Here is a 24901-nt window from a genome sequence, read left to right on the forward strand (position 1 = left end):
ATCCGCCGCGTGGGCGACGGCCGCGATCACGTCGGCGGCCGTGCTGATCGGCCCGGCCCCCGCCTTCGCACAGTCCGACGCGACGGCGAGGAGCACCGCCGCGCAGAGCACCGCCGAGGTCGACTCCGCCGTTCTCGACACCGTCAAGAAGGGCAAGTGGTCGACCTTCTTCGTCGTCCTGAAGAAGCAGGCGGACCTGTCCGCGGCCAAGGGCGGGCGCGGCCACGCCGCGAAGGCGAAGGCGGCGTTCACGGCGCTGCGCGCCGAGGCGAGGGCGCCGTCGACGTCGACGACACGCACTGCGGCGGCACGGCCGGCGCGAACAACGTGTGGGGCGAGGGCAGGCTCGACGTCTTCGCGTCCGTCGACAGGGCCCCGCACACCGCGGCCGTCGTCACCGGCAAGGTCACCGACAGGGCGACCGGCGCCGCACTCTCCGGCGTCACCGTGAAGGCCTCGGGGTCCGTCTCGACCCGCTCCGTGACGACCTCGGCGGACGGTTCCTACCGGCTGACGCTCCCGGCAGGCTCCTACGACCGTGCACGAGGTGCGGACGGCGCGGGCGGAGCTCCTGGTGCGCGAGGGCCGCCCGCGGGAGGCACTGGCGGTACTGGCCGACGAGCGGGCCCGGTACGACCCCGTTGCCGGCCTGGGCGCACCTGCTGTCGGGGCGCCCCGAGCACGCGGTCCGGCCGGCGTCGCAGGAGACGGTGCGCGCCGAACAGGCGGGCGAGCGACTGTCGTTGACCGAGGCCTACACGGTGCGCGCGGCCGCGCTCGCGGCACTGGGCCGGGAGCGGGCGGCGTACGAGGAGTTCGGCCGGGCAACGGCCCTGGCAGCAGAACTCCCCTACCCGGCGGGGGCGTTCGCGGCGGTCGAGGCCGCCGGGACGGACTGGAGCGCCACCGGGACCGGGTTCCCCGGGCGGCCGTCGTCAGCCGATTTCCGCGGGCTCCGTGCCGGGGCTCTCGAACTGGGTGCGGTACAGCTCCTCGTACCGTCCGCCCGCCGCGAGGAGCTCTTCGTGGGTGCCCCGCTCCGTGATCTGCCCGTTCTCCACCACCAGGATCAGGTCGGCCGCCCGTACGGTGGAGAGGCGGTGGGCGATCACGATCGCGGTGCGTCCGGCCAGCGCTTCGGTGAGCGCCTCCTGTACCGCGGCCTCGGAGGTGTTGTCCAGGTGGGCGGTGGCCTCGTCGAGGATGACGACGCGCTGGCGAGCCAGGAGCAGCCGGGCGATCGTCAGCCGCTGGCGTTCGCCGCCGGAGAGCCGGTAGCCGCGTTCGCCGACGACGGTGTCGAGTCCGTCGGGCAGCGAGGCGACCAGACCCTCCAGCCGTGAGCGGCGCAACGCGTCCCAGAGGTCCTCCTCGGTGGCTCCGGGCCGGGCGAGCAGAAGGTTGGCGCGGACCGACTCGTGGAAGAGGTGGCCGTCCTGCGTGACCATGCCGAGGGTGTCGCGCAGGGTGTCGGCGGACAGATCGCGTACATCGATGCCGCCGATGCGTACCGAACCCTCGTCCGTGTCGTACAGGCGCGGCAGCAGTTGCGCGATGGTCGACTTGCCCGCGCCGGAGGAACCGACGAGCGCGACCGTCTGGCCCGGCTCGGCGCGGAAGGAGACCCCGCGCAGCACTTCGCCGCCGCCGCGGGTGTCGAGGGTCGCGACGTCTTCGAGCGAGGCGAGGGAGACCTTGTCCGCTGACGGGTAGCCGAACCGGACCTGGTCGAACTCCACGGCCACCGGGCCCTGAGGGAGCGTCCGCGCGTCCGGCTTCTGGTCGATGAGCGGCTTGAGGTCGAGGACCTCGAAGACCCGCTCGAAGCTGACGAGGGCGCTCATCACCTCGACGCGTGCCCCGGCGAGCGCGGTGAGCGGCGCGTACAGCCGGGTCAGCAGCAGGGCCAGGGAGACGACGGCGCCCGCGTCCAGTTGCCCGCGCAGCGCGTAGTACCCGCCGAGTCCGTAGACGAGGGCGAGCGCCAGCGCCGACACCAGGGTGAGGGCGGTGATGAACGCGGACTGGGCCATGGCCGTGCGCACCCCGATGTCGCGCACCCGGCCCGCTCTGGCGGCGAATTCTGCTGATTCGTCGGCGGGCCGGCCGAAGAGCTTGATCAGTGTGGCGCCGGGGGCGGAGAAGCGCTCGGTCATCCGGGTTCCCATCGCGGCGTTGTGTGCTGCCGCCTCACGCTGGAGCCGCGCCATCCGGGTACCCATCCGGCGCGCGGGCAGGACGAACACCGGCAGCAGCACCAGCGCGAGCACCGTGATCTGCCAGGAGATGGAGAGCATGACACCGAGGGTGAGGAGCAGTGTCACGACATTGCTGACGACGCCGGACAGCGTGTTGCTGAAGGCGCGCTGGGCCCCGATGACGTCGTTGTTGAGACGGCTGACAAGCGCACCGGTGCGGGTACGGGTGAAGAACGCGATCGGCATGCGCTGCACATGGTCGAAGACGGTGGTGCGCAGATCCAGGATCAGCCCTTCGCCGAGGTTCGCCGAGAGCCAGCGGCCGGCCAGACCGAGCGCCGCCTCCGCCACGGCGATCACGGCGATGAGCAGGGACAATCGCGTGACGGTGCCCCCTTCCTCGCCGGCCACGATCGCGTTCACGACGCGGCCCGCGAGGATCGGAGTGGCGACCGCGAGCAGCGCCGTCGCCACGCTCAGGATCAGGAAGAGGGCGACCCGGCGCCGGTGCGGTCGGGCGAACGCGGCGATGCGCCGCAGGGTGGCTCGGTCGAAGGGGCGTCGGTCCGCTTGCGCGTTCATGACGTTGTGGAGCTGCGTCCACGCGGTGGCTTCCATGCTCATGGGAGGAACGTACGACCTCCAGTGGACTTGAGGTCAACGCCGGGGTCCGATCGGCTCCCGAGGTCCGCTTCCCGGATCCGGGGGCACCGGCCGAAGAGCGTGGCACCAGGCGGTTCCGGCCGTCGAGGCCCTGCCCTCCGGCCGCGACACCACGGGCTTTCGCCTGGATCAGGATGGAACAGGATGGAACAGGATGAAATCCGATGGAACCTGACGAAAGACCCTACACGTCGAGACCGGGAACCTCCTTGGGCAGGGGGCAGATCCGGCGGCCGTGGTGGTCGAAGACGTACAGGTGGGCGAGGTCGACCAGGAGCGGGACCTGTCCGCCGGTGCGCAGCCGCATGTCGGGGCCGGTACGGACGACGAGGTCGGCTGCCGAGATCGCGGGGCGGTCCGGGCCCCGGGGGGCGCTCGGGTCGCTGTCCGGGCCGGGCTCGCCGAGGGTGACGACCGGGCCGCCGATGTGCCCGATGGCACGTTCCTTGAGGCGTTCCAGTACGCCGACCCCGCCACCGGGGCCGGTGCGGCGCCGGCGTGGCGCGGCTCTGCCGGGGCGGGCCGATTCGAGCTCGGGGACCATGGCGGGACGCGATCCCGTGTTGAGGTGGACCAGTGCCTCGTGGCCCTGGTACTCGACGTGCTCGACGATGCCGCTCAGCGCGACCTCGCCGGGGCGGGCCTGGCTGGGCGGCGCGATCCTGGCGGCCTCGGGGCGCAGTCCGACGATGAGCCGGCGGCCCTGCTGGATCCGGAGCAGCTGGTGGTCCGGGCTGAGCGGTTCGGGCAGCGGCAGCCGCTGACGGCCGAGGTCGATCGACATGCGCCCCTCCAACGGGGCATGGACGACGGCCTGCAGCAGGTTGATGCGCGGGGTGCCGATGAACGCGGCGACGAAGACGTTCTCCGGCAGGGCGTAGACCTCGCGCGGCGGGCTCACCTGCTGGAGCCGTCCGCCGCGCATCACGGCGACCCGGTCGCCCAGCGACATCGCCTCCGCCTGATCGTGCGTCACATAGACGGTGGTGACACCCAACTCCTGGGTGAGATGCGCTATTTCGGCCCGCAGATGGTTGCGCAGCTTCGCGTCGAGGTTGGAGAGCGGCTCGTCCATCAGGAAGACGGAGGGGCGGCGCGAAATGGCCCGGCCCATGGCGACCCGCTGGCGTTCACCGCCGGAGAGCTGACCGGGATAGCGGTCGAGGACCGTTTCGATGCCGAGCATCCTGGCCGTGTGCTCGACGCGGTCGGTGTGGTCCAGGCCGGGGTTCTCCAGCTTCAGCGGAAAGCCGATGTTGGCCCGGTTGGTCATGCTCGGGTAGAGCGCGAAGTTCTGGAAGACCATGGCCATTTCACGTTCGCGGGGCGCCAGGTCGTTGGCCGGTTCGCCGTCGAGTAACAGCTCGCCCTCGGTGATCTCCTCCAGGCCGGCGATCATGCGGAGCACGGTCGACTTGCCGCACCCCGAGGGGCCGAGCAGGACGACGAATTCGCCCGGGTCGACGGAGAGTGAGAGACGGTCGACGGCACGCGTGGTGCGTCCGTACGTCTTGCTGACGTTGTGCAGGGAAATGGCGCGAGTCATATGTGGTTCCGCCCGGGACTGGTGGGGTGGAGCGGTGGGCAGCGGCTGCAGTGGGCCGAAATTAGCCCACGGTCCCGGGTGGTGGGAATGACTCGCGCAAAGGTTGCGCGGTACTGGGGTGGGTGAGCCGGAATTGTCAGGTGAGGTTCCGGTTCGCCGAGCGCGGTCGGCGCCGTGGCTGCGGCCCGGCCGGGCCGCTTCGACGTTTCGGGCGCGTACGCCCAGCCGCGCCGCGGCAAGCAGGAGCGCGCCGAGCACGACGAACGGCGCCGCGGTGCCCGCCACTCCTCCGACGGCGGGCGGATACGCGGTGAGGACATCGGTGGCGCAGAGCACGGCGAGGCTGATGAAGATCCCGGCCCGAACCCCGCGGACACGCGGAATGCGGCCGACGAGGACCTCGGTGACCGGGTCCGTGCGGGCCGCGGGCCGGTTCACGGGCGATCGTACGGATGGTGACGGTCATGCCGACATCGGCGCCCCTTGGAAGGGGCGCTCTCAGTCAGTCCAGGACCTGGGCCAGGTACGCCCGGAGCAGGACGCGGGTCTCGGCGACGATGGCCCGGTCGCCCGCCGGGTCGGTACGGAAGGCGAGTTGGAGGAGGGCGTCGGCGGCCTCGACGCAGACGAGCACCGTCCGGAGCAGATCGTCGTCGGGAGCCCGGCCGAGGTGCCCGGAGAGCAGTTCGGTGAGCCGGCCGGCCACCCGGCGGTTGGCTTCACTGGCCGGGTCGTCGTCGGGGGCGGGTGCGCCGAAGTCGACGAGCGCGAAGCCGGCCACGGAGCGCTTCATCGCCAGGTACTCGTCCAGGACGGCATCGATGGCGCTGCGCCAGTCGCCGGCCTCGATGGCGGCGAGGCGGGCTGTGATGCGTTCGGCGTAGCTGTCCAGATTGCGCCGTGCGAGCGCGTCGGTCAGCGCGCGCTTGTTGGAGAAGAACCGGTAGACGGAGCCGATGGGGACCTCGGCGCGGACGGCGACGGCCCGGGTGGACAACTGCTCGTAGCCGGTCTCGTCGAGGAGTTCGGCGCAGGCGTCGAGTATCCGGGCGAGACGTTCGGCGCTGCGCTGCTGCACGGGGGCGCGGCGGAGGTTCGTGTTCGCTTGGGGCACGGGCTCCATCATGCCGTGGGTCTCCTCTGCGGGTGACGGGTCGGTGCGGGGCGCGGCCGTCATGCGATGAGCAGGGAGAGCCCGCCGATGGTGTAGGTGATCATCAGGACCAGCAGCGGGAGTTGCCCCGCGACGGCCCGGCCGGGCGGGAAGAGGCGCACGGACCGGTCGTGGGCGGCGATGACGCCCAGCACATGCCCCAGGACGATCGCGGCGACCTGGAGCGTGGCCACACCACCGGGCCCGAGGGGCGGCTCCGGCGGGAGCGGATTGTCAGTGCCGGATACCACCATGACTGTGCGTGGTCCTTCGGTGACGAAGAGCGTGAAGTAGTGGGCGACGAGATAGCCGAGGGCGATCGGGACGAGCGAGTGCGCGAAGGAGGTGAGGGGGTGGCCGAGTCGGCCGGAGATCAGCCGGGTGGCGCCGGCACAGAGGGCGTAGAGGCCGGCCACGAGGGCGACGGCGCCCAGGAGCCCGAGCGTGGCGGCGGTGGTGCGGCCCAGGGGTGAGGTCTGGACGGTGGTGATCCAGGAGGGGGCGTCGGAGAAGCCGTCATAGGCGGTGGAGCCGAGCATGACGCAGACGGTGGCGACGAGTCCGGGGGTGAACGGGGAGCGGAGCACGAGGCGGCGGTCGGCGGTGCGGCGGCCGAGCGGGGAGAGCCGGGCGAGCAGTCCCGAGTAGACCTCGAACGCGTCCGCCCGGTCGAACCATCCGGCGCCGTGCCGGGCGGCGCCGGCGAGGTGGACGGCGGCGTAGAGGGAGAGGAAGAGCAGGAGGGTGGTGGTCGACGCGGGGTCGGGGGCGACGAGTTCGAGCCAGGTGAAGGCGAGGAGCCCGGTCGCGGCGGGCCAGAGACCGAGGCGTTCGGGAAGGGGGCGGCCTGCGGCGGGGTCACGGCCGAGCGCGCGGCAGCTGAGGAGGTGGACGGTACGGAGCGGGTTGAGCAGCCGCCAGACGGGACCGAGAAGGAGCGAGGCGGGGACGAGCCCGACCCAGAGGAGTACGTAGACGGCACCGGGGGCCGGGTTGCGGTCCGGGTCGTCCGGTCCGAGCAGGAGGTGGAACGTGACGAACGCGGCGGCGGCCAGCCCGAGTACGCGCACGACGGTACGGGTGGACCGGGCGTCGGCGAGACGCTGGACGGCGGCCGGGACCGGGCGGCCCGCCCGGTCGCCGCGGAATCGGGAGGTGGACCAGAGCAGGCCGAGCGCCAGGAAGGAGACGAAGAGCGCGGCGAACGCTCCGGCGAAGGCGTAGAAGGGGGACAGCGGAAGGTCGTGCTGGGCACCGATGCCATGGGCGAGGACGCTCACCGTACGACGAGTTGGGTCAGGAGCAGGTCGGACTCGTGTGTCTCGACCTCGAAGAGCCCGGTGCGGTCGGCGGTGAAGCTGAGGGTGACGGTCTTTCCCGCGGGCAGCCGGGCCTCCTTGTCGTAGCCGTGGACGTGGAGGGTGTCGGCGCGGTCGCTGCGGACCCGGAGCTCGACGGTGCGGCCCTTCTTGACCTCGGTACGGCCGGGGGCCGGGCTGACCCTGCCGTGGGAGACGACGATCTCCAGGGTCGTGTCGGGCCGGGGCGATTCGGGTCGGGACGATTCGGGACGGGGGTCGACGGGGGTGGTGGGCTGTGCGGTGGCGGTGAGGGACGTGGCTGCCTGGACGGGGGCGGCGTCGACGGCCCACGCGGTGTGGTCGTCGGCGTAGAGCCGGGCGGTGAGGCCGGTACCGCCACCGGCGCCGCGGACGAGGGAGGCGGGAAGGTGGTACCAGGGGCCGTAGACCCTGGCGAGGGGTCGGCCGTCGAGGAACAGCCGGGCGTGGCCCCGCCCGAGAAGGGCGGCGCCACCCACACTGTCCGGGGTGAACCGGAAGTTGCGTACGGAGAGATGGACGTTCCACCCGTCCTCGGAGTCCGGCCGCACGGCGACCGTCACCTCGGGGGCACCCTTCGCGTCCACTTCGCGCAGCCGGTGGCCGGAACCGTCGTCGGCGGCCAGGAGCCGGCCGATGTCGCCGTCGGCCTGCTCGTGACTGGTGCCGGGCTTGTGGTGGGTGGTGGCCCGCCCGCCGCAGGCGCTCGCACCGAACACGAGGGCGCCTGCGGTGAGCACGGTGACGGCACAGACGGCGGTCCGGGTGAGCCGGTCGGAACGCCGTTGCCGGCGCGAGTGGTTCATGATGCGTCTCCTTCCGGGGCGGATATCGGGGAAGCGGGTTGCCCAGGGGCCGGGGCGCGGCCTGAGCCCCGGGCCGGCACCGCACCCGGGTCCGGCACCGCGTCCTGCCCCGACGGGCCGCTTCCGCCCGACGTACCCGGGCCGCCGTCCGGCGCGCCCCGGTCGCCGCCCCGTTCGCCGTGCCGCTCGCCACCCCGGTCGCCGTGCCGGGCGGAGGCCACCACGGCCCACACCACCCAGATCACACCGAGCAGTCCACGCACCCAGGCCGGGCTGAGCGGAATCCACGGGATCATGAATACGCCCTTGTCGACGGCATCGAGCAGGGTGAGCGCCCCCAGGACCACCGTGGTCCAGCCCAGCCAGGGCCGTTCGCCCCGCAGCGCCAGGCCGATCCCCGTCCACCACACCCCGGTCAGCAGCAGGGCCAGCGCGGGCACATGGGTGGAGGCCAGCCCCATGGTCGATCCGGCCACATCCAGTCCGAGGCCGATCGCACCGAGCACCGTGACCACGGTCGCGAGCCGGCTGCCACGTAGTCTGCGCCACCACAGCACCCCGCCGACCAGCGCGAGCACCACCGCGACCGCCAGCGCCAACTGCACCTCGATACGTTTGACGCCCCGTGCTCCGTACCAGTCGCAGCCGGCCGGCAGCCGTCGGGCCTGCACGTTGTAGTCGGCGCAGACCAGCAGTTGGGCGAGCTTGACCGGTTCGCCGACGAGCCGGTCGGTGCGCCCGGACACGGCGCCACGCTCGGAACCGCAGACAGGCAGGGCGCGCGGGGAGGACGCGCCGGTGTCGGACTGCCAGCAGTTGCCGTCGCCCTGGCCGTCCCACCACACGTCGGTGCGGTTGGGCCGGGAGTTGCCCGCCCTGTCCGTACCGAGGTGATTGCCCGCGTACCGGTTGTGGTGGGAGGTGTCGGCCTGCTTGGACAGCGCGTTCTCGCCGCGGATGAAGGCCGGGACCGCGCTCAGGAAGAACGCGGCGCGCTTCTGGCCGTAGATCCAGTTGTTCTCGTACACGTTCCAGTTGCCGCCCGCGGTGATGATGCCGGAACCCGGCGGCATGGAGATCTGCGGGCAGACGACCCCGTCCTCGTACCCCCGGTCCACGGGCGGCTTGGCGCAGGTGCCGTCGGCGACGTACGGGTAGTAGTCGGCGTTGTTGTCGTGGATCAGGTTGCGTTCGAAGCGGGCGTGGTTCTGGGGCAGCCCGGGGTGGCCGGGGAAGGCGCTGTCCATCGAGGCGCCGCCCATGTTGTGGTCGAACTCGTTGTCGTGGACGTGGACGGAGTCGCCCGCGGTGCCGGAGTAGCCGACCATGTTGTGGTGGCTGCGGCAGCCGGTGATCTCGATCGAGTAGCGCGGCACCTCGTAGCCGTACCCGTCGTTGATGTTCGACGCGCTGCCGGGGTAGATGCCCGAGTCACCGTTGCCGTACGACTCGCAGTTCTTGTACAGCCCGTGGTCGCTCGCGAAGGTCAAAAAGCCGTATTCGTCGTTCCACCGGGTGAGGACGGAGTCGATGACGAAGCCGTCCTGGGCGAGGACGTACAGGGAGTTGAACGTGGTCCGCTGGGCGGTGAAGTTCTTGAAGTAGACGCCGTCGGAGCCGTCCGCGCGGATCGCGTTGAGCTTTTGGTACTTGGCGTCGATGACGACGTCTGTGCGCTCGGCGCCCGTCCCCTCGATCTGGAGGTCCTTCTTTCCGAGGATCGCCACCAGGTTCTGGTTGTGCGGGCACCGCGCCTGCTGCGCGTAGGACAGGATCTGGTAGCCGAGCTTGGAGTTGGGCGCCTTCAGCCGGGCGCACTCGCCCGTCGGCTTGGGCAGCGAGGGCTCCTCCTCGTACAGGCCGGGCAGGATCGCGATGTTCATGCCGGGTCTGCCGACCGCGTCGACGGCCTGCTGCAGATGGCGGTAGCCGGACTTCTGGCAGCGGTCGAACAGCTTCAGGTTGCGGGACCGCAACCCTGCCGGGAAGCCGGATATGCGGCGCTCGAAGTCCGCCCGGTCGCTCTTGCAGACCAGCAGATCCGGTTCGCCGGTGCGATACACGGGGACGCTGCCGGTTCCGTCGGGCAGGGTGACCGGCCGTTCCTCGTGCGCCTGGGCGGCCGGAGCCGCGAGGAGGGCGGCGGCGAGCGCCGCCAGGACCACCAGAAGTCTTCGTGTCCACGACATGTGCGGGAGAGTAGAGCATTGTTCAACTTTTGAACCCCCCCTGCGCGCCGCGAATACCGTTGACGCACCCTGCTTCGATTCCTACGGTTGTCCATAGGATTCCTTCGGCACCGGGAGCGCACATGAGCGGCATCGAGCAGGCGAGGAAGACGGCGGAAGGGCTGGAGCATTCCGCCGGCTTCGGCAATCAGCACAGCTCGGAGGCGGTACCGGGGGCGCTGCCGATCGGCCGCAACTCGCCCCAGCGCGCGCCCCTCGGGCTCTACGCGGAGCAGCTGAGCGGCTCGGCCTTCACCGAACCACGGGCGCACAACCACCGTTCCTGGCTCTACCGGATCCGCCCGTCGGCCGCTCATCCGCCGTTCGCCCGCATCGACAACGGCGCGATCCGGACCGCCCCGTTCACCGAATCCGTGCCCGACCCCAACCGGCTGCGCTGGGACCCCCTCCCCGAGCCGGCGCCCGGGACGGACTTCCTGGCCGGCCTGTGGACCCTCGGCGGCAACGGCGACGCGACGCAGCGCACCGGCATGGCCGTGCATCTCTACCACGCCAACGCGCCCATGACCGACCGGGTGTTCAGCGATTCGGACGGCGAGCTGCTGATCGTCCCGGAGCGCGGCGGCCTGCTGCTCCGTACCGAACTGGGCCTGCTGCGCGCCGATCCGGGGCACATCGCGCTGATCCCGCGGGGCATCCGCTTCCGCGTGGAGCTGCTCGATGCCACCGCCCGCGGTTATGTCTGCGAGAACTACGGCCAGCCGTTCGCCCTCCCCGACCTCGGCCCGATCGGCGCCAACGGCCTGGCGAACGCCCGCGACTTCCTCGCTCCCGTCGCCGCGTACGAGGACACCGAACGCCCGGTGGAGGCGGTGAACAAGTTCTGCGGGAATCTCTGGTCCGCGACCTATGACCACTCGCCACTGGATGTGGTCGCCTGGCACGGCAACCACGCTCCGTACGTCTACGATCTGCACCGTTTCAACGTCATCGGCTCGATCAGCTACGACCACCCCGACCCGTCCATCTTCACGGTGCTGACCTCGCCGTCCGACACCCCCGGCCTGGCGGGTGTCGACTTCGTCGTCTTCGCGCCGCGCTGGCTGGTCGGCGAGAACACCTTCCGGCCCCCCTACTTCCACCGCAATGTGATGAGCGAGTACATGGGCCTGATCGAGGGCGCGTACGACGCGAAGACGGCCGGCGAGGGCGGTTTCGTCCCGGGCGGCGGTTCGCTGCACAACATGATGTCGGCGCACGGACCGGACCGGGAGACCTTCGACCGGGCGAGCGGGGCGGAACTGAAACCGCAGAAGATCGATGACGGTCTCGCCTTCATGTTCGAGACCCGCTGGCCGGTGACGGCGACCGGGCAGGCGGCGACCGCCAGGCATCTGCAGCACGGCTACGACGACGTGTGGCAGGGTCTGAGCCGCAACTTCAGGCCGTAGGCAACGACGCCGCTTCCCGGCCCCCGCGTCGTCGCGGCCACCGTGTCGCAGTACGGAGAGACCAGGTGACCCAGGTGCCTCACATGCCCAAGACGTCCCAGGGGCCCGCCTTCGCTCCCGATTCGCTGGTCCTGAACCGCAAACTGCCGCTGTGGTACCAGGTCTCGCAGTCCTTGCGCGCCTCGATACTGGGGCGCGCCAAGGATGCCTCGGCGCGACTGCCGACCGAGGAGCAGCTCGCCGCGCACTACGGCGTCAGCGTCCTGACGATGCGCCAGGCGCTCAAGGAGCTGGAGACGGAAGGGCTGATCAGCAGGCACCGGCGGCGCGGCACCTTCATCGAGCCGCGCGCCCGCCGGGTCTCGCCGGTCCGGCTGCTGGGCTCGATCGACGCGATCGTGGCCCAGCAGTCGGGCGAGCGGACCGCGGTCCTCGGCCATGGCCCGGTCGCCGTACCGGGCGATCTCACGGAGTACTTCCCCGACTGCCCGGAGGTGGTCAGCTACCGCAGGCTGCGCCGCGACGGGGACAGCGGTGAGCCCACCAACTGGGCGGAGAACGCGGTGCGTCCCGAGGTGGCGGCCCGGCTCGACGTCTCCGATCTCGAACGCTGGCCGATGACCAAGGTGCTGCGCGACCGGGTCGGTGTCCGGATCGCGCGCATCACCGACACGGTCGAGGCGCGCCTCGCCGACCCGGTCACCGCCGAACTCCTCCAGGTGCCGCTGCTGAGCCCGATCCTGTTCTACACGGGTGTGACCTACGACGAGAGCGGACAGGTGGTGGATGTGGCGCAGATCCGCTACCGGGGCGACCGGTTCTCGTTCTCGGTGACGGTGGAAGCGCACTGACGGCCCGCCCTGCGACGCCGTTACGATGCCGGAGGCGGCGTGGCGACGGGGAGGACGACACGGTGGCAGCACGGGCGGCGGCCGGAGCCGGCGGGGACGACGACGTCCCGCTGCTCGACGACCTCATGCCATGGTCCGTACGGCCGCTGCGGACCGGCCGCCCCTGGGTGACCGCCCCGGACGCCGGTTCGCTCAAGGCTCGTTGGGAGCGGCTGGTCCGGGCCGAGGCCGCCGAGCGCGAACGGCTGTTCCGGCCCACTCGGTCCCGTACCCCGCGGACCCCGGTGGCGGCGCTTCCGGGGCAGGCCACCGGCACCGGCCGGTTCGCCCACGAGTCCGGGCCGTGCCCCGAGCCGGTACGGATCCTGCACGGCCCGTTCGACGAGCAGTGGCTGATCCCCGACCACCGGCTGATCGATGCCGCCCGTCCCGAGCTGTGGCGGGTCGCCGACGGGCACCAGCTCTTCGCCGTCGAGCACGGGTACGTGCCCCAGGACACCGGGCCGGCCCTGACCGTGACGGCGCTGCTGCCGGACGGCCATTCCCCCGCGGGCCGGCCGGGCCGGATCCGGCCGCTGTACCGGCGCCCCGGTGGTCTCGAACCCAATCTGGCCCCCGGACTGCTCGCCCTGCTCCGTGACCGCCACGGGGACACGGTCACCGATCGCTCCGTGCTGGCCTGGGCGCTCGCGGCGGCCCGCCACTCCCCCGCCGGTTGCGTGGTGCCCCTGCCCGCCGACCCGGAGTGCTGGTCGGCGGGGGTGGAGCTGGGGGAGGAACTGCTGCGGCTGGAGCTGCGCGGTGCCCGCGGCGGGGAGCGCCCGCGACTGCCCGGTGGGCGCCGCCCCTATGTGCGGGCCTCGGTTCCGCCCGTACCGACCGCGTTGGGGTACGACCCGGCCGACGAGACGCTCACGCTGGGCACGGGCCGGATCTCGCCGGTGCCGGCCGGGGCCTGGGAGTTCCGGGTCGGCGGGGTCCGGATGCTGGAGGTGTGGTTCGAGCGCCGCACGGCGGCGGCCGGGGCAAAGGACGTGGACGGCCTGGACGCGCTCCGGCCACGCGCCTGGCCCCAGGAATGGACCTCGGAGCTGCTGGAACTGATCACCGTGCTCGCCCTGCTCGACGGGCTCCGGCCCCGGCGGGAGGGCCTGGCCGACGGGCCCCGGATCACGGTCGGCGATCTCCGCGCGGCAGGTGTCCTGCCGGTCCCGGCCGCGGCCCGGCGGCCCGCTTCGGTGCTCGATCATCAGGAGGAGGGCCCGGACGGGCAGTTCGCGCTGCTGTGACGGGGCGCCCGAGGCCCGCGCGCTACCGGCCGAAGGAGTCCAGCACCCGGTGCAGCGCCCGGTCGAAGACGCCCTCCAGATCGATCGGCCCGGAGTCCTCGGCGAATCCCGCCGCCATCCGCGGATACTTCCCGGTCGCGATCTGGCTGATCAGATAGTTCGTGCGCACGGCGTGCTCCTGCTCCTCGGACCAGGGCAGCGACCGGCTGCGCTCCGCCGTGGCGATCTCGTTCGCCACATAGGTGGTGACCACACCGTTGACCATGGCGATGAGTTCCATCTTCTCGCCGAACCGTGCGTCCACCCCGTCCAGGCAGCTGAGCGCGTACTCCAGATACCGCAGGACGTTCGGGCTGAAGCCGTACACGGGTGACATCAGCCGGGGCGCCCAGGTGTGGCGGTGCATCATCGCGCGGGCCTGCTGGGCCAGCGCGATGAGGTCGGCACGCCAGTCGCCGGACGGCTCCGGGAACTCGTACCCGCCGCTGACCACGTCGAGCATCAGCTCGTACAGATCCTCCTTGCGCGGCACGTAGTTGTAGAGCGACATCGTCCCGCAGCCGAGCTCGGCGGCCACTTTCCGCATGGACACCGCGTCGAGCCCCTCCGCGTCCGCGATGCGGACGGCGGCTGCCGCGATGTCGGCGCGGCTGAACGCGGGCCTGGGGCCGCGGCCCGCACGCTCGGGGCGCGCCCAGATCACTTCGGGTACAGCGGGTCGCCCCACCATGGATCATCACCTCGCCCACCATCGTAGTTACGTACACCGTACGTAGTGCGGTACGGTGGGCCGCATGACAACTACGTACGCTGTACTTAGTGAAGGTCTGGAGAAGCGCTACGGCGATGTCCACGCCCTGCGCGGACTCGATCTCGCGGTCACCGAGGGCACCGTCTGCGGAGTGCTGGGGCCGAACGGCGCAGGCAAGACCACCGCCGTCCGGGTCCTCACCACGTCGACCGTCCCGGACGGCGGAAGCGCCCGGGTCGCGGGCCACGACGTGGTGCGCGAGGCGGGGGCGGTGCGCGCGGCGATCGGCGTCACCGGGCAGAGCGCTTCGGTCGACGGCGAACTGTCCGGCCGGCAGAACCTGCGGCTCTTCGCCAAGCTGCTCGGGTTCCGGGGCGAGGCCGCGCGCAGCCGGGCCGACGAGCTCCTGGAACGCTTCGAACTGGGCGACGCCGCAGACCGTCCGGCCCGCACCTACTCCGGCGGGATGCGCCGCCGGCTCGATCTCGCCGCCAGTCTGCTGACCCGGCCGCGGGTGCTCTTCCTGGACGAGCCGACCACCGGGCTCGACCCGCACAGCCGCAACCAGATCTGGGCGGCGGTGCGCGAGCTGGCCGACCGGGGCACCACCGTGCTGCTCACCACGCAGTATCTGGAGGAGGCCGACCGACTGGCCGACGACATCGTGCTGATCGACCGGGGCCGGGGCGCCCACCGCGGCACCCCCGCCGAACTGAAGTCCCGTATCGGCAGTTACGCCGAGGTGGTCGTCACCCATGAGTCGGCGCTGGTCCCGGCGGCAGCCGTGCTCGATCAGCTCACCGGCGCCGAACCGGTGCTCGACCGCGAGCGCCGCACCGTGGGCGCCGTCGCGACCGACATCACGCTCACCCTCCCCCGTATCGTCCGCGAACTCGACGCGGCCGGCGTACCGCTGGTCGACGCGAGCCTGCGCCCGCCCACGCTCGACGAGGTCTTCCTCCGCCTGACCGGCCGCAACGACGGCCGCACTTCCCCGCCCCTGAAGGAGACGGCAGCATGAGCGGCATCGCACCGGCCCACGAGCCGACCGTCGCACCGGCCACGAGCACCCCGGTCGCCGACGCCCTGGCCATGCTGGGCCGCCATCTGCAGCGGATCAAGGCCGCACCGGGCGTCATGATCCTGACCCAGACCATGCCGATCACGATGCTGCTGTTCTTCGGCTACGTGTTCGGCAGCGCGCTGGCCATGCCCGGCCAGGAGTACCGCGCGTTCCTGGTGCCGGGGCTGCTGGCGGCGACGGCGGCCAACGGCATCATGGTCGGGATGTTCCAGGCATCGCAGGACTGCGACCGCGGGGTGATGGACCGGTTCCGTACGCTGCCGATGAGCCGGACCGCCGTACCGTTCGGCCAGACCGCCGCCGATCTGCTGACCACGGCCATCGGCATGGTTCCGCTGATCCTGGCCGGACTCGCGGTCGGCTGGCGGATCGAGGGCGGCCCACTCGCCGCCCTGGGCGCCTTCGGGCTGCTGCTGCTCCTGCGGTTCGCCACGTCGTGGCTGGGCTGCTGGCTGGGCCTGCTGATCCGCGACGAGGAGGCCGCCGGCCAGCTGGGCAGTGCCACCTTCATCCTGCCGCTGCTGTCGAGCGCGTACATCCCGACCGACAACCTGCCGGGCCGGCTGCGGACGGTCGCGGAGTGGAACCCGATCAGCGCGATGGCCTCGGCCACCCGCGAACTGTTCGGCAACGCGTCCCCGGCGGCCGACGCCGCCTGGCCGGTTGCCCATCCGGTGGCCGGGACGCTCGCCTGGTCGGTGGCGCTCCTCGCGGTGTTCGTGCCGCTGGCCGTACGGCGTTACGCGCGCGGCGGCGAATGACCGCGGCGCACCTCGGTCACCGGGGCAGCGCGGCGGGTCGGTCCAGGGCGCCGAGCAGGCTGATGAAGCTCGACTCCAGGAAGGCGCCGAGCTCCGCCGGCGCGTCGGGCCCACCGGGCGGCCAGTTGGTGACGGCCTCCTCCGCGAACGCCATCCAGGCCCTGGCCGCGATCGGCAGCCGCGGCGAATCCGGCATCCCGAGCCGTCGCTGGGCCTCCTCCACCCGCCGGGCGAGGACGCCCCTGGTGCGCTCGACGATGTCCTCCACCACCGGCTGACTGCCGGCGGCGCCGCGGACCAGGGCGAGGTACACCTTGCGGTGCTCCAGCACGTACGCCACGAAGCCGGTGATGAACGACCGCAGCCAGGGGACGGGCTCCAGCGAGGAGTCCGGTTCCGTGGCTGCGGCGAAGCCGTCGCACTCCTGCCGCACGACGGCGCGGTAGAAGTCCCGCTTGGAGTCGAAGTAGTGGAAGAGCAGCCCCCGGGAGATACCGGCGCGGCGCGCCACCTCGTCCGTGGAGAGCTCGTCCAGTGACCGGTCGGCGAGCATGTCGAGCCCGATGGCGACCAACTGGGCCCTTCGGTCATCGGGGCTCAGGCGCGCGGCTCGCTTTTCGGGCATGCGAACAGTCTAGTAAGTACTTCGGCGCCGAATTATTTGGGCATACCGCTCGGCATGGGCCGGATGCCTCGGCAAGCACACCGAAGCGCTGCTGCGGACCCCAGGGATGACGGGAGGGTGGACAGCAGCGCAGTGCCGGGACGGTGTGGTCACCCGCGTGGGCGGCCTGGCCGGGGAGCCCGAGCAGGGGACCGATGCGCGGTCGTGACGGGCGGTCGGGTCAGTGGCGGCTACCGAAGAGCGAGCGGCGCAGTCGTCGCAGCGGCGCGAAGAGCGAGACCCGCGCACTCCTGCTCCGACGGCTGCGGGCGGCGTCGCGCGAGGTGATCTCGCGCATCAGCAGTGTCGCCTCCGCCGTCTCCCGCTGCGGGACGGCAGGGCCGCCGAGCACCGCGAGATGGCGATCGAGGCGCGAACTCGTCGCACTGCTTCCGCATGTGATGGCAGGCACACGCGGCCTGCTGCGCATCGCTATCTGTTCCATGTCACTCCCCACCCGTACGAGGGCACCCGGCCCGGGCAGGTTAACCCTATCCCCCCACGACGACACCCGTGTATCCCGGTCACAGGATTGAGCACACACATACGGAGGTTGACGGCCTGCAGCCGAATCCGCCCGATTCCAGGGCGAGTTGGACAGAACGGAAGCGGTTCGCCCGCGATGGGCCGCCGGCCTGCCGGACGGAGACCCCTGCGGACGGGGGCCTCCTGCCCGCCGGCCTGCCGGACGGGCCCGGCGCATGACGGAGCGGGGATCAGGCTGCCGAGTTGAGGACAGGCAGATAGCCGCCCGACTGTCCGGCCGCGGTGGGGTGGTAGGACTCACCGATGTCGAGCCAGTTGAGGCTGTGCAGCCAGGCGCTTCCGGAGCAGATCTCGTGTCCGGTGAACTTCCCCGCGACATCGGCGTAGGTGAAGCCGTGGTCGGCGGCGCGCTTGGCGGTCGCCGCGTTCAGATAGTCGGCGGCACCGTTGATCGCGGTACGCACCTTGTCGCTCAGGCCGACGACACAGCTGCCGCCGATCTTGTAGAAGCGCGGGTACCCGAGGACGACGACGCGGGCGGACGGCGCCTTGGCGCGGATCGCCGAGTACACCGAGTCGAGGTTGCCGGGCAGGGTGGTGTCGACATAGCTGCGGGCCGTGGCGATCCGACTGAGGCAGGTGGCCTCCGACTGGAGGACGCAGGTGGTCATGACGTCGGAGAAGCCCGCGTCGTTGCCGCCGATGGAGATCGAGACGAGGTCGGTCGAGGCGTTCAGGGGGCCGAGCTGACCGGCCTTGACATCACTGGTGCGGGCGCCCGAGCAAGCGGTGAAGGCGAAGGACGAGGGCGAGTTGGCGGCGGCCCAGAGGGCGGGGTAGGCCTTGGTGCTGCGCTTGCAGTCGCCACTGGCGCTGTCGTAACTGCCGGATCCGACGCCCGAGGAGTACGAGTCCCCGAGAGCGACGTAGTCGACGGACGAGGCGGCGTTGGCCATGGTCGCTCCAGTCAGCGCGAGCACGGCGCCGAGCAGGAGCGATGACGAGAACGCCACGAGTCTGGATATCTTCATGGAACCTCCCTTGGACCGACCGGCAGGATCTCCGCCTGGTCTGCCGTGTCCGTGGTAGCAGCACCCGCACCTCCACCGGAAGTGTTCATGCCAAGTTGCTCCAACGAGTTCTCCCACGCGTCCCCTTGAGGTCGCGTCATGTCCGCGGTCCGGAGGCCGGGACTACGGCCTGCGAAGCGGGGAGGAAGGTGGTGAAACCCGGGTGCGTCGGGTGCTCCCTTGCCGGATCATGGGCGCCATGCCTGCCAACCCCGAGTCCGCTCTGCCGATCCGGCTCACCGTCGACGACAGCGATTCCCCGTCCGACGTCGTCGACGCGCTGTTCCTCGGCCGCTTCGCGACGGGCGAGCAGCCGTACTCGCACAGCTCGTCCCTGGACCGCGTCAAGGCCGGGGCGACCCTGCTGCCTCCTGCGGCCAAGGTGCTGCGTGCCGCGCGCGACGACGACCGCAGCGCCACGCTGGCCGAGGGCGACGGCTGGACGCTGCTCGTCTCACGATGGAACCGCGGCGCCGACGTCACGGTCACCGCCACCAGCGCGGAGCTGGCCAGGAAGGTGCTCGGCCAGGCGACGGACGGGGCCCAGGACGAACCTGAACCGCAGCCCGAGAACGTGACGATGGGCTTCTGGTACGTGTCCCCGCGCCGCGGCCCGTACCGCACCACCCGGCAGATCGCCGCCGGCACCTGGGACGAGGTCCGCGCCAACTACACCGCGCCGGTGGCCGATGCCATGGACCGGCTGATGAAGGTGACACCCGATGACATCGCGGGCCGGCTGCTCCTGCTGCACGGTCCGCCCGGTACCGGCAAGACCTCCGCGCTGCGCACCCTCGCGCGCTCGTGGCGGGACTGGTGCCAGGTCGACTGCGTGCTCGATCCGGAGCGGCTCTTCAACGACGTCGGCTATCTGATGGACATCGCGATCGGCGAGGACGACGGCACGGCGAAGGGCCGCTGGCGGCTGCTGCTCCTGGAGGACTGCGACGAGTTGATCCGCGGCGAGGCCAGACACGCGGCGGGCCAGGCGCTCTCCAGGCTGCTGAACCTCACCGACGGGCTGCTGGGCCAGGGACGCAACGTGCTGGTGGGCGTCACCACCAACGAGGACCTGGAGCGGCTCCACCCGGCGGTGGTCAGGCCCGGCCGCTGCCTGGCCAGGATCGAGGTGGGCCCACTGACCCGCAAGGAGGCGGTGGGCTGGCTGGGTACGGAGGAAGGGCTCGGCCGCGAGGGCGCCACGCTCGCCGAGCTGTACGCGTTGCGGCGCGGCAGCGGTCCCGCGTCGGTGCCGAAGCAGGATTCGGGCGCGGACGCGGGCCTGTATCTCTGAGCCCGGCGGCCCGTCGCCCGCGGCCGGTCGGGCCGAGACCCGGATCAACGGGCCGCGTCGGCCCCGCTCGCGGTCCAGGCATCGGCAACGGATCAGCGCGCCGCGTACGCCGCCCGTACCGCGTCCTCGGCCAGGGACAGCGCCTCGGCCCGCGACAGCCCCAGCCGCCGGGCCTGCTCCGCGTACTCCTGGGCGGCGGCGGCCGCATGACGGTCCGCCGCGTCCCCGGCGGCGGCGATGAACGTGCCGTTGCGCCCACGGGTCTCGATCACCCCGTCGGTCTCCAGCGCCCGGTACGCCTTGGCCACGGTGTTCGCGGCGAGGCCGAGCTCCTCGGCGAAGCCGCGTACGGTCGGAAGTCTGAAGCCGACGGGCAGCGCGCCGGAGCGGGCCAGCTCGGAGATCTGCGTGCGCAGTTGCTCGTACGGGGCGGTACCGGCGTCCGGATCAAGGATGATCTTCAGGGTCACGCCCCGATTGTCCCCCACCGGCCGGAAAATCAGGGGCGGCCCGTGCGTGCCCACGCGTAACGTCCGGCCCATGACTGTCCTCGTTCGCGATTTCCTGCCCGCCGATGCCGAGGCCTGGGCGCGGGTCCGACGTGCCGCACTGCCCTACATCGTGACGACTCCCGAGCTGGTCGCCTTCGATCTGTCCTGCGCCCATCCCGGCAAGCGCTACCGGCCGCTGGTCGCCGAGGAGGACGGGGAGCTCATCGGGACCGCGCAGGTCGGCCTCGTCCACGACAGCCCCGAACCCGGCCAGGCGTTCTTCAACCCGTACACGCACCCGGACCGCACCGGTCGTGGGGCGGGTGGGTTGCTGCTGAGCACGGCCGAGGAGTATCTGGCGCGGGAGGGCGCGCTCGCGATCTACACCTGGGTGCTCGACACCCCGTCGAACCGCGCCTTCGCGGAGAAGCGCGGCTACACGGCCGGCCGCTCGGCCCACTTCCTCCATCTCGACCTGGCCCACGGGGTGCTGCCGCCGCGTCAGGGGCTGCCGAAGGGCGTCGAGCTGCGTACCGCCGCCGACTTCGCGGACGACCCGCGCCCGCTCTTCGAGGCGGACGCCGAGACCACGGCCGACGAGCCGAGCGACACCCCGGCCGAACTGTCCGACTACGAGGACTGGCTCCGGCAGACCTGGCGCCGCCCCGGATTCGACCACGCGCTCACGTCGGTCGTGGTCGTCGACGGAGAGGTGGCGGCGTTCAGCGCGGCGCAGGCCGACGGACTGACCCGCTACATGTCGGGGATGACCGGAACCCGCCGGGCATACCGCAACCGGGGCCTGGCCAGGCTCGCCAAGAACGACTCGCTGCACCGGGCGCGTGCCGCCGGATACACGGACGCGTATACCGGCAATGACGCGGACAACGGTCCGATGCTGGCCGTCAACCGATGGTTCGGCTACGAAATCTGCGCCACGGAGGTGCGCCATGTCCGCAAGCTCGGCTGAGACCACGCTTTTGGTCGCCCTGGTGAAGGCCGGGCGGACCAAGATCCGTTATCCGGCGGACGTGGTCCGCGACGACGGCACCCGGGTGACGGTGCGTGCGCCCTGGGCGGCGCCGGGGGTCCGCGACTTCGGCTTCGTACGGTTCGAGCCGGGGGATGTGTTCACCGAGCACTACTGGCGCGACCGCTGGTTCGCCGTGAAGGAGGTCCGTGACGGCACGGGCGGACTCAAGGGCTGGTACTGCGACATCACCCGCCCCGCCGTGCTGCGGGACGGAGAGCTCCTGGTCGAGGATCTGGACCTGGACCTGTGGGTGTCGGCGGACGGTTCGTCCGTGCTCCGGCTGGACGAGGACGAGTTCGAGGAGAGCGGACTCGCCGGTCGCGACCCGGCGGCGGCCGGGGCGGCCCGCCGGGCACTGGACGAACTGGAACACCTGGCCCGCACGGAGGGTCTCGCGACGCTGCTGGCCTGACGCCCGAAGCCGCCGTCCGGCCGCCGGAGTTGCCGCCGCCGCAACCCCGGGCGGTCGACGTCCCGGCCGTGACGGTCCGCCGTGCACCGGGCCCATGGAGCGCGCCCCGTGCACGGCGGCGGGTCCGGAATCCGTTCCCGCCCTCGTGCGCACTGGCCGGGAACGGTCTCCGTGATGACCGGTTGATCTAAAGTGCTCAGGCCAGTTTCCCACCCGGTGACCTGAGAAGGAATCACGGATTATGCCGACTGAGACGTTCGAGTTTCAGGTGGAAGCGCGCCAGCTTCTGCAGATGATGATCCACTCGATCTACTCGAACAAGGACGTGTTCCTGCGCGAACTCGTCTCCAATGCCTCCGACGCGCTCGACAAGCTGCGACTCGAAGCACTCCGCGACGACTCGCTCGGCGCCGACGTGTCCGACCTCCACATCGACATCGAGACCGACAAGCAGGCCCGCACGCTGACCGTGCGGGACAACGGCATCGGCATGTCGCACGACGAGGTCGTCCAGCTCATCGGAACCATCGCGAACTCGGGCACGGCGAAGTTCCTGCGGGAACTCAAGGAGGCCGAGGACACCGCCGCGGCCGAAGGGCTGATCGGCCAGTTCGGCGTCGGTTTCTACGCCAGCTTCATGGTGGCCGACGAGGTCACGCTGGTGACCCGGCGCGCGGGCGAGAGCCAGGGCACCCGCTGGACGTCGAGCGGCGAGGGCACGTACACGATCGAGACCGTCGACAGCGCCCCTCAGGGCACCGCGGTCACGCTGCGGCTCAAGCCGGAGGACGCCGACGACCGGCTCTACGACTACGCCTCCCCATGGAAGATCAGGGAGATCGTCAAGCGGTATTCGGACTTCATCACATGGCCCGTCCGCATGGCCGCGGAGACCGCCTCCGACGACACCTCGGAGTCCGGCGAGGGGGCCGACGGCGACGCCCCGCGCGAACCCGAGACCCTGAACTCGATGAAGGCCCTCTGGGCCCGCTCGCGCGACGAGGTCACGGACGACGAGTACCACGAGCTGTACAAGCACATCAGCCACGACTGGATCGCCCCGCTCGAAACCATCCGGCTGCAGGCGGAGGGCACGTTCGAGTACCAGGCGCTCCTCTTCATCCCGTCGCACGCGCCCCAGGACCTCTTCATGCAGGGGTACAAGCGCGGCATCCAGCTCTATGTGAAGCGCGTCTTCATCATGGACGACTGCGAAGCGCTGATGCCGCCCTACCTGCGCTTCGTGAAGGGTGTCGTCGACGCGCAGGACCTGTCGCTCAATGTGTCGCGCGAGATCCTCCAGCAGGACCGCCAGATCCAGCTGATGCACCGGCGTCTGGCGAAGAAGGTGCTGTCGACGGTCAAAGACATGATGTCCGCCGACCCGGAGCGCTACGCCACGTTCTGGCGGGAGTTCGGCCGCGTCCTCAAGGAGGGGTTGCTGAGCGACTTCGAGAACCGTGATGCCATTCTCGGCGTCGCGTCCTTCGCCACGACCCACGACAAGGACGAGCCGACCACGCTGCGGCAGTACGTGGAACGGATGAAGGACGGCCAGGAGCACATCTACTACCTCACCGGCGAGTCCCGGCAGGCCGCCGAGAACTCCCCGCACATGGAGGCGTTCCGGGCCAAGGGCGTCGAGGTGCTGCTGCTGACCGATCCCGTCGACGAGGTCTGGGTCGAGGCGGAACCCGAGTTCGACGGCAAGCAGCTGCGGTCCGTCGCCAAGGGCGAGGTCGACCTCGGTACCGATGAGGAGAAGAAGGAGGCCGCGGCCGAACGCGAGAACCGGCAGCAGGAGTACGCGGATCTGCTCGCCTGGATGACGGACCGGCTGAGCGGGACCGTCAAGGAGGTACGGCTCTCCTCGCGCCTCACCGTCTCGCCCGCCTGCGTCGTCTCGGACACGCACGACGTGACACCGGCGCTGGAGAACATGTACCGCGCCATGGGCCAGCCCGTCCCCCACGTCAAGCGCATCCTCGAACTCAACCCGGAGCACCCGCTGGTCAGCGGTCTCAACCGGGTGCACTCCGAGAAGAGCGAGGAGTCCGTCCCCGGCCTGGAGGAGACGGCCGAGCTCCTCCACGACCTGGCACTGCTGGCCGAGGGCGGCGAACTCGGCGACCCGTCACGTTTCGTCAGGCTGATGGCCGACCGCCTTGAGCGGACCCTGTGAGCCGAGGCCATGACACCCCGGACAGCCCCCGCGGCCTGTCCGGGAGATCAGGGCCGGACAGGCCCTGAGGGCTGTCCCGTGGCCGCGGGGGCGGGTAAGCCCCGGGTGCTGGAGGGCCGGGGTCCGGCCCTCCGGCACCCGGACAAGCGGACCGTCGAGCAGAACGCCGAGGCGGCCCGCGTCCGGCGGGAGAAGACCCTTTTGGCCGGCATCCCGGAGAGCGTGGACGGGATCCATGGAGGACTCCTCGGGTGGTGCGTGGAGCGGCTGGGTCTTGGGTCCCGCCATGAGACTCCACTCCCGAAAGCATGTCAACGGCGTTGACGTAAATCCGCGCGACGCTGCGGCTCACCCGGAACCGAGGCCGACGCGGCCAGGACCTCGGCCGCGATCCACCCGCGTCCGGACGGGCCGCGTGGCGAGAGCACCCGATCCGGACTCAGCCCGCCTCCCCGCCCGCACGGGCAGCCTGGCTTCGACGGCGTCGAGCAGCAGCTCCAGCGCGAACGGATAGCCACTGGACATCATGTCGGTCGCCAGCAGCTGCGCGGTGGCGGCGATGTGCGGGTAGGAGCTCGCGTCCAGGCGGCCGTAGCGGTCCTGCCACACCTGGAGATCGGCCACCTGCGCGGGGGCCGGCAGGGCGAGCGCCGCCGCGTCCAGGGCCGCGAAGGCGAGCGCCTGGTCCACGAAGGCGTGATAGATCCGCACCGCTTCCCGGTCGCCGAAGCCCGCCGACCGCAGCACGCCGAGGATCCTCTCCACGGCCCGCATCTCGTTGTCCCGCCCGGTCGTCCGGTGCGCCGCCAGCAGGGCGGCCTGCGGATGCGCCTGGTACGAGGCATGGACGAGCAGACCCAGCTCGCACAGGTCGGTACGCCACTCGCCGGTGGACTTCCAGCCGTGCTGGGCACGGCCGATGAGCTCGTCGGCGATCGCGAGCAGCAGGTCGTCGGTGTTGCGGAAGTACCGGTAGAGCGCACTGGGGTCGGCGCCCAGAGCTGCTCCCAGCCGCCGGACCGTCAACGCCTCCGCACCATGCTGACCGACCAGCCGCAGGGCCGTCTCCACGATGATCTGCTCGGACAGTACCGTGCCTTGCTTCGTCGGCCTTCTGCGCCGCCGCTGCGGCTCCGGAACCACACGCTCATTCATGGTGCGGAGCTTATGACAACGCCATTGACGTG

General features: G+C 71.3%; 21 protein-coding genes and 1 pseudogene. 10 read left to right on the plus strand and 12 right to left on the minus strand.

Annotated features, from left to right (window positions below; translation table 11 throughout):
* Positions 1-270 precede the first annotated feature (270 nt).
* Positions 271-534 (plus strand): annotated as a pseudogene (locus ABZ826_RS18195) (carboxypeptidase regulatory-like domain-containing protein); the annotation flags it as partial.
* 401 nt (positions 535-935) lie between these two features.
* On the opposite strand, the gene ABZ826_RS18200 reads toward ABZ826_RS18195, so the two are convergent.
* From ABZ826_RS18200 to ABZ826_RS18225, 6 genes are all read right to left on the minus strand, one after another.
* Positions 936-2822, minus strand: coding sequence for an ABC transporter ATP-binding protein (locus ABZ826_RS18200; RefSeq protein ID WP_361448641.1), 1887 nt, complete (start codon positions 2820-2822; stop codon positions 936-938).
* Positions 2823-3045: 223 nt separating this feature from the next.
* Positions 3046-4407, minus strand: coding sequence for an ABC transporter ATP-binding protein (locus ABZ826_RS18205; RefSeq protein WP_361448728.1), 1362 nt, complete (start codon positions 4405-4407; stop codon positions 3046-3048).
* 502 nt (positions 4408-4909) lie between these two features.
* Positions 4910-5530: a TetR/AcrR family transcriptional regulator gene (locus ABZ826_RS18210; protein WP_361448731.1), complete on the minus strand. Its 621-nt coding sequence runs from the start codon at positions 5528-5530 to the stop codon at positions 4910-4912.
* A 50-nt stretch (positions 5531-5580) separates the two neighbouring features.
* Complete coding sequence (locus ABZ826_RS18215; RefSeq protein ID WP_361448644.1) at positions 5581-6840, minus strand: hypothetical protein; 1260 nt, start codon at positions 6838-6840, stop codon at positions 5581-5583.
* Positions 6837-7706, minus strand: coding sequence for a hypothetical protein (locus ABZ826_RS18220; protein WP_361448647.1), 870 nt, complete (start codon positions 7704-7706; stop codon positions 6837-6839). The genes ABZ826_RS18215 and ABZ826_RS18220 overlap by 4 nt, the downstream gene beginning before the upstream one ends.
* Positions 7703-9895, minus strand: a complete 2193-nt coding sequence (locus ABZ826_RS18225) for a right-handed parallel beta-helix repeat-containing protein (protein WP_361448650.1) — start codon at positions 9893-9895, stop codon at positions 7703-7705. Before ABZ826_RS18225 ends, ABZ826_RS18220 begins: the two co-directional genes overlap by 4 nt.
* Positions 9896-10017: 122 nt before the next feature.
* Between ABZ826_RS18225 and hmgA the strand changes: the two genes are divergently transcribed.
* The 3 genes from hmgA to ABZ826_RS18240 all read left to right on the plus strand — a co-directional run bounded on the left by hmgA (position 10018) and on the right by ABZ826_RS18240 (position 13486).
* Positions 10018-11346: a homogentisate 1,2-dioxygenase gene (gene hmgA, locus ABZ826_RS18230; protein ID WP_361448653.1), complete on the plus strand. Its 1329-nt coding sequence runs from the start codon at positions 10018-10020 to the stop codon at positions 11344-11346.
* An 83-nt stretch (positions 11347-11429) separates the two neighbouring features.
* Positions 11430-12197 (plus strand): GntR family transcriptional regulator, encoded by a 768-nt coding sequence (locus tag ABZ826_RS18235; protein WP_361448656.1) that lies wholly within the window; start codon positions 11430-11432, stop codon positions 12195-12197.
* 62 nt (positions 12198-12259) lie between these two features.
* On the plus strand, positions 12260-13486 hold the full coding sequence (locus ABZ826_RS18240; RefSeq protein ID WP_361448659.1) for a type ISP restriction/modification enzyme: 1227 nt from the start codon (positions 12260-12262) through the stop codon (positions 13484-13486).
* A 22-nt stretch (positions 13487-13508) separates the two neighbouring features.
* Here ABZ826_RS18240 and ABZ826_RS18245 read toward each other — a convergent pair whose 3' ends face one another.
* Complete coding sequence (locus ABZ826_RS18245) at positions 13509-14216, minus strand: TetR/AcrR family transcriptional regulator (RefSeq protein WP_361448662.1); 708 nt, start codon at positions 14214-14216, stop codon at positions 13509-13511.
* A gap of 64 nt (positions 14217-14280) precedes the next feature.
* On the opposite strand from ABZ826_RS18245, the gene ABZ826_RS18250 reads away from it, so the two are divergent.
* Together ABZ826_RS18250 and ABZ826_RS18255 are read left to right on the plus strand one after the other, a co-directional pair.
* Positions 14281-15258: an ATP-binding cassette domain-containing protein gene (locus ABZ826_RS18250; RefSeq protein WP_361448665.1), complete on the plus strand. Its 978-nt coding sequence runs from the start codon at positions 14281-14283 to the stop codon at positions 15256-15258.
* Between the two features lie 71 nt (positions 15259-15329).
* A complete protein-coding gene (locus tag ABZ826_RS18255) occupies positions 15330-16082 on the plus strand; it encodes an ABC transporter permease (protein WP_361448734.1) in 753 nt (250 codons plus the stop codon).
* A 16-nt stretch (positions 16083-16098) separates the two neighbouring features.
* Here ABZ826_RS18255 and ABZ826_RS18260 read toward each other — a convergent pair whose 3' ends face one another.
* The 3 genes from ABZ826_RS18260 to ABZ826_RS18270 all read right to left on the minus strand — a co-directional run bounded on the left by ABZ826_RS18260 (position 16099) and on the right by ABZ826_RS18270 (position 18263).
* Positions 16099-16707: a TetR/AcrR family transcriptional regulator gene (locus ABZ826_RS18260; RefSeq protein ID WP_361448668.1), complete on the minus strand. Its 609-nt coding sequence runs from the start codon at positions 16705-16707 to the stop codon at positions 16099-16101.
* 220 nt (positions 16708-16927) lie between these two features.
* Positions 16928-17191, minus strand: coding sequence for a hypothetical protein (locus ABZ826_RS18265; protein ID WP_361448671.1), 264 nt, complete (start codon positions 17189-17191; stop codon positions 16928-16930).
* A gap of 271 nt (positions 17192-17462) precedes the next feature.
* A complete protein-coding gene (locus ABZ826_RS18270) occupies positions 17463-18263 on the minus strand; it encodes an SGNH/GDSL hydrolase family protein (RefSeq protein ID WP_361448674.1) in 801 nt (266 codons plus the stop codon).
* 229 nt (positions 18264-18492) lie between these two features.
* Here ABZ826_RS18270 and ABZ826_RS18275 point away from each other — a divergent pair, with 229 nt between their 5' ends.
* The gene (locus ABZ826_RS18275) at positions 18493-19596 is read left to right on the plus strand and encodes a DUF5925 domain-containing protein (RefSeq protein WP_361448677.1); all 1104 of its coding nucleotides are present in this window, start codon (positions 18493-18495) and stop codon (positions 19594-19596) included.
* Positions 19597-19688: 92 nt separating this feature from the next.
* Here ABZ826_RS18275 and ABZ826_RS18280 read toward each other — a convergent pair whose 3' ends face one another.
* Positions 19689-20066 carry a GntR family transcriptional regulator gene (locus ABZ826_RS18280; protein ID WP_361448680.1) on the minus strand — a complete coding sequence of 126 codons (378 nt, stop codon included), beginning with the start codon at positions 20064-20066 and terminating at the stop codon, positions 19689-19691.
* A gap of 70 nt (positions 20067-20136) precedes the next feature.
* On the opposite strand from ABZ826_RS18280, the gene ABZ826_RS18285 reads away from it, so the two are divergent.
* The 3 genes from ABZ826_RS18285 (at position 20137) to htpG (ending at position 23714) form a co-directional block, all read left to right on the plus strand.
* Positions 20137-21057, plus strand: a complete 921-nt coding sequence (locus ABZ826_RS18285) for a GNAT family N-acetyltransferase (protein ID WP_361448683.1) — start codon at positions 20137-20139, stop codon at positions 21055-21057.
* A complete protein-coding gene (locus tag ABZ826_RS18290) occupies positions 21038-21532 on the plus strand; it encodes a DUF402 domain-containing protein (protein WP_361448686.1) in 495 nt (164 codons plus the stop codon). Before ABZ826_RS18285 ends, ABZ826_RS18290 begins: the two co-directional genes overlap by 20 nt.
* Positions 21533-21773: 241 nt before the next feature.
* Positions 21774-23714 (plus strand): molecular chaperone HtpG, encoded by a 1941-nt coding sequence (htpG, locus tag ABZ826_RS18295; RefSeq protein WP_361448689.1) that lies wholly within the window; start codon positions 21774-21776, stop codon positions 23712-23714.
* Between the two features lie 348 nt (positions 23715-24062).
* Here htpG and ABZ826_RS18300 read toward each other — a convergent pair whose 3' ends face one another.
* Positions 24063-24869 (minus strand): TetR/AcrR family transcriptional regulator, encoded by an 807-nt coding sequence (locus ABZ826_RS18300; RefSeq protein ID WP_361448692.1) that lies wholly within the window; start codon positions 24867-24869, stop codon positions 24063-24065.
* Positions 24870-24901 lie beyond the last annotated feature (32 nt).

It is taken from the genome of Streptomyces sp. NPDC047515 (genome assembly GCF_040643055.1).
Taxonomy (GTDB): Bacteria; Actinomycetota; Actinomycetes; order Streptomycetales; family Streptomycetaceae; genus Streptomyces.

Excerpts from the sequence above, each read along its gene's own strand:
- htpG (WP_361448689.1), top strand. The coding sequence starts at position 21,774 with ATGCCGACTGAGACGTTCGAGTTTCAGGTGGAAGCGCGCCAGCTTCTG.
- ABZ826_RS18205 (WP_361448728.1), bottom strand. The coding sequence starts at position 4,407 with ATGACTCGCGCCATTTCCCTGCACAACGTCAGCAAGACGTACGGACGC.
- ABZ826_RS18250 (WP_361448665.1), top strand. The coding sequence starts at position 14,281 with ATGACAACTACGTACGCTGTACTTAGTGAAGGTCTGGAGAAGCGCTAC.
- ABZ826_RS18270 (WP_361448674.1), bottom strand. The coding sequence starts at position 18,263 with ATGAAGATATCCAGACTCGTGGCGTTCTCGTCATCGCTCCTGCTCGGC.
- ABZ826_RS18235 (WP_361448656.1), top strand. The coding sequence starts at position 11,430 with ATGCCCAAGACGTCCCAGGGGCCCGCCTTCGCTCCCGATTCGCTGGTC.
- ABZ826_RS18245 (WP_361448662.1), bottom strand. The coding sequence starts at position 14,216 with ATGGTGGGGCGACCCGCTGTACCCGAAGTGATCTGGGCGCGCCCCGAG.
- ABZ826_RS18255 (WP_361448734.1), top strand. The coding sequence starts at position 15,330 with ATGCTGGGCCGCCATCTGCAGCGGATCAAGGCCGCACCGGGCGTCATG.
- ABZ826_RS18210 (WP_361448731.1), bottom strand. The coding sequence starts at position 5,530 with ATGGAGCCCGTGCCCCAAGCGAACACGAACCTCCGCCGCGCCCCCGTG.
- ABZ826_RS18260 (WP_361448668.1), bottom strand. The coding sequence starts at position 16,707 with ATGCCCGAAAAGCGAGCCGCGCGCCTGAGCCCCGATGACCGAAGGGCC.
- ABZ826_RS18285 (WP_361448683.1), top strand. The coding sequence starts at position 20,137 with ATGACTGTCCTCGTTCGCGATTTCCTGCCCGCCGATGCCGAGGCCTGG.
- ABZ826_RS18225 (WP_361448650.1), bottom strand. The coding sequence starts at position 9,895 with ATGTCGTGGACACGAAGACTTCTGGTGGTCCTGGCGGCGCTCGCCGCC.
- hmgA (WP_361448653.1), top strand. The coding sequence starts at position 10,018 with ATGAGCGGCATCGAGCAGGCGAGGAAGACGGCGGAAGGGCTGGAGCAT.
- ABZ826_RS18265 (WP_361448671.1), bottom strand. The coding sequence starts at position 17,191 with ATGGAACAGATAGCGATGCGCAGCAGGCCGCGTGTGCCTGCCATCACA.
- ABZ826_RS18275 (WP_361448677.1), top strand. The coding sequence starts at position 18,493 with ATGGGCGCCATGCCTGCCAACCCCGAGTCCGCTCTGCCGATCCGGCTC.
- ABZ826_RS18300 (WP_361448692.1), bottom strand. The coding sequence starts at position 24,869 with ATGAATGAGCGTGTGGTTCCGGAGCCGCAGCGGCGGCGCAGAAGGCCG.
- ABZ826_RS18220 (WP_361448647.1), bottom strand. The coding sequence starts at position 7,706 with ATGAACCACTCGCGCCGGCAACGGCGTTCCGACCGGCTCACCCGGACC.
- ABZ826_RS18290 (WP_361448686.1), top strand. The coding sequence starts at position 21,038 with ATGTCCGCAAGCTCGGCTGAGACCACGCTTTTGGTCGCCCTGGTGAAG.
- ABZ826_RS18200 (WP_361448641.1), bottom strand. The coding sequence starts at position 2,822 with ATGAGCATGGAAGCCACCGCGTGGACGCAGCTCCACAACGTCATGAAC.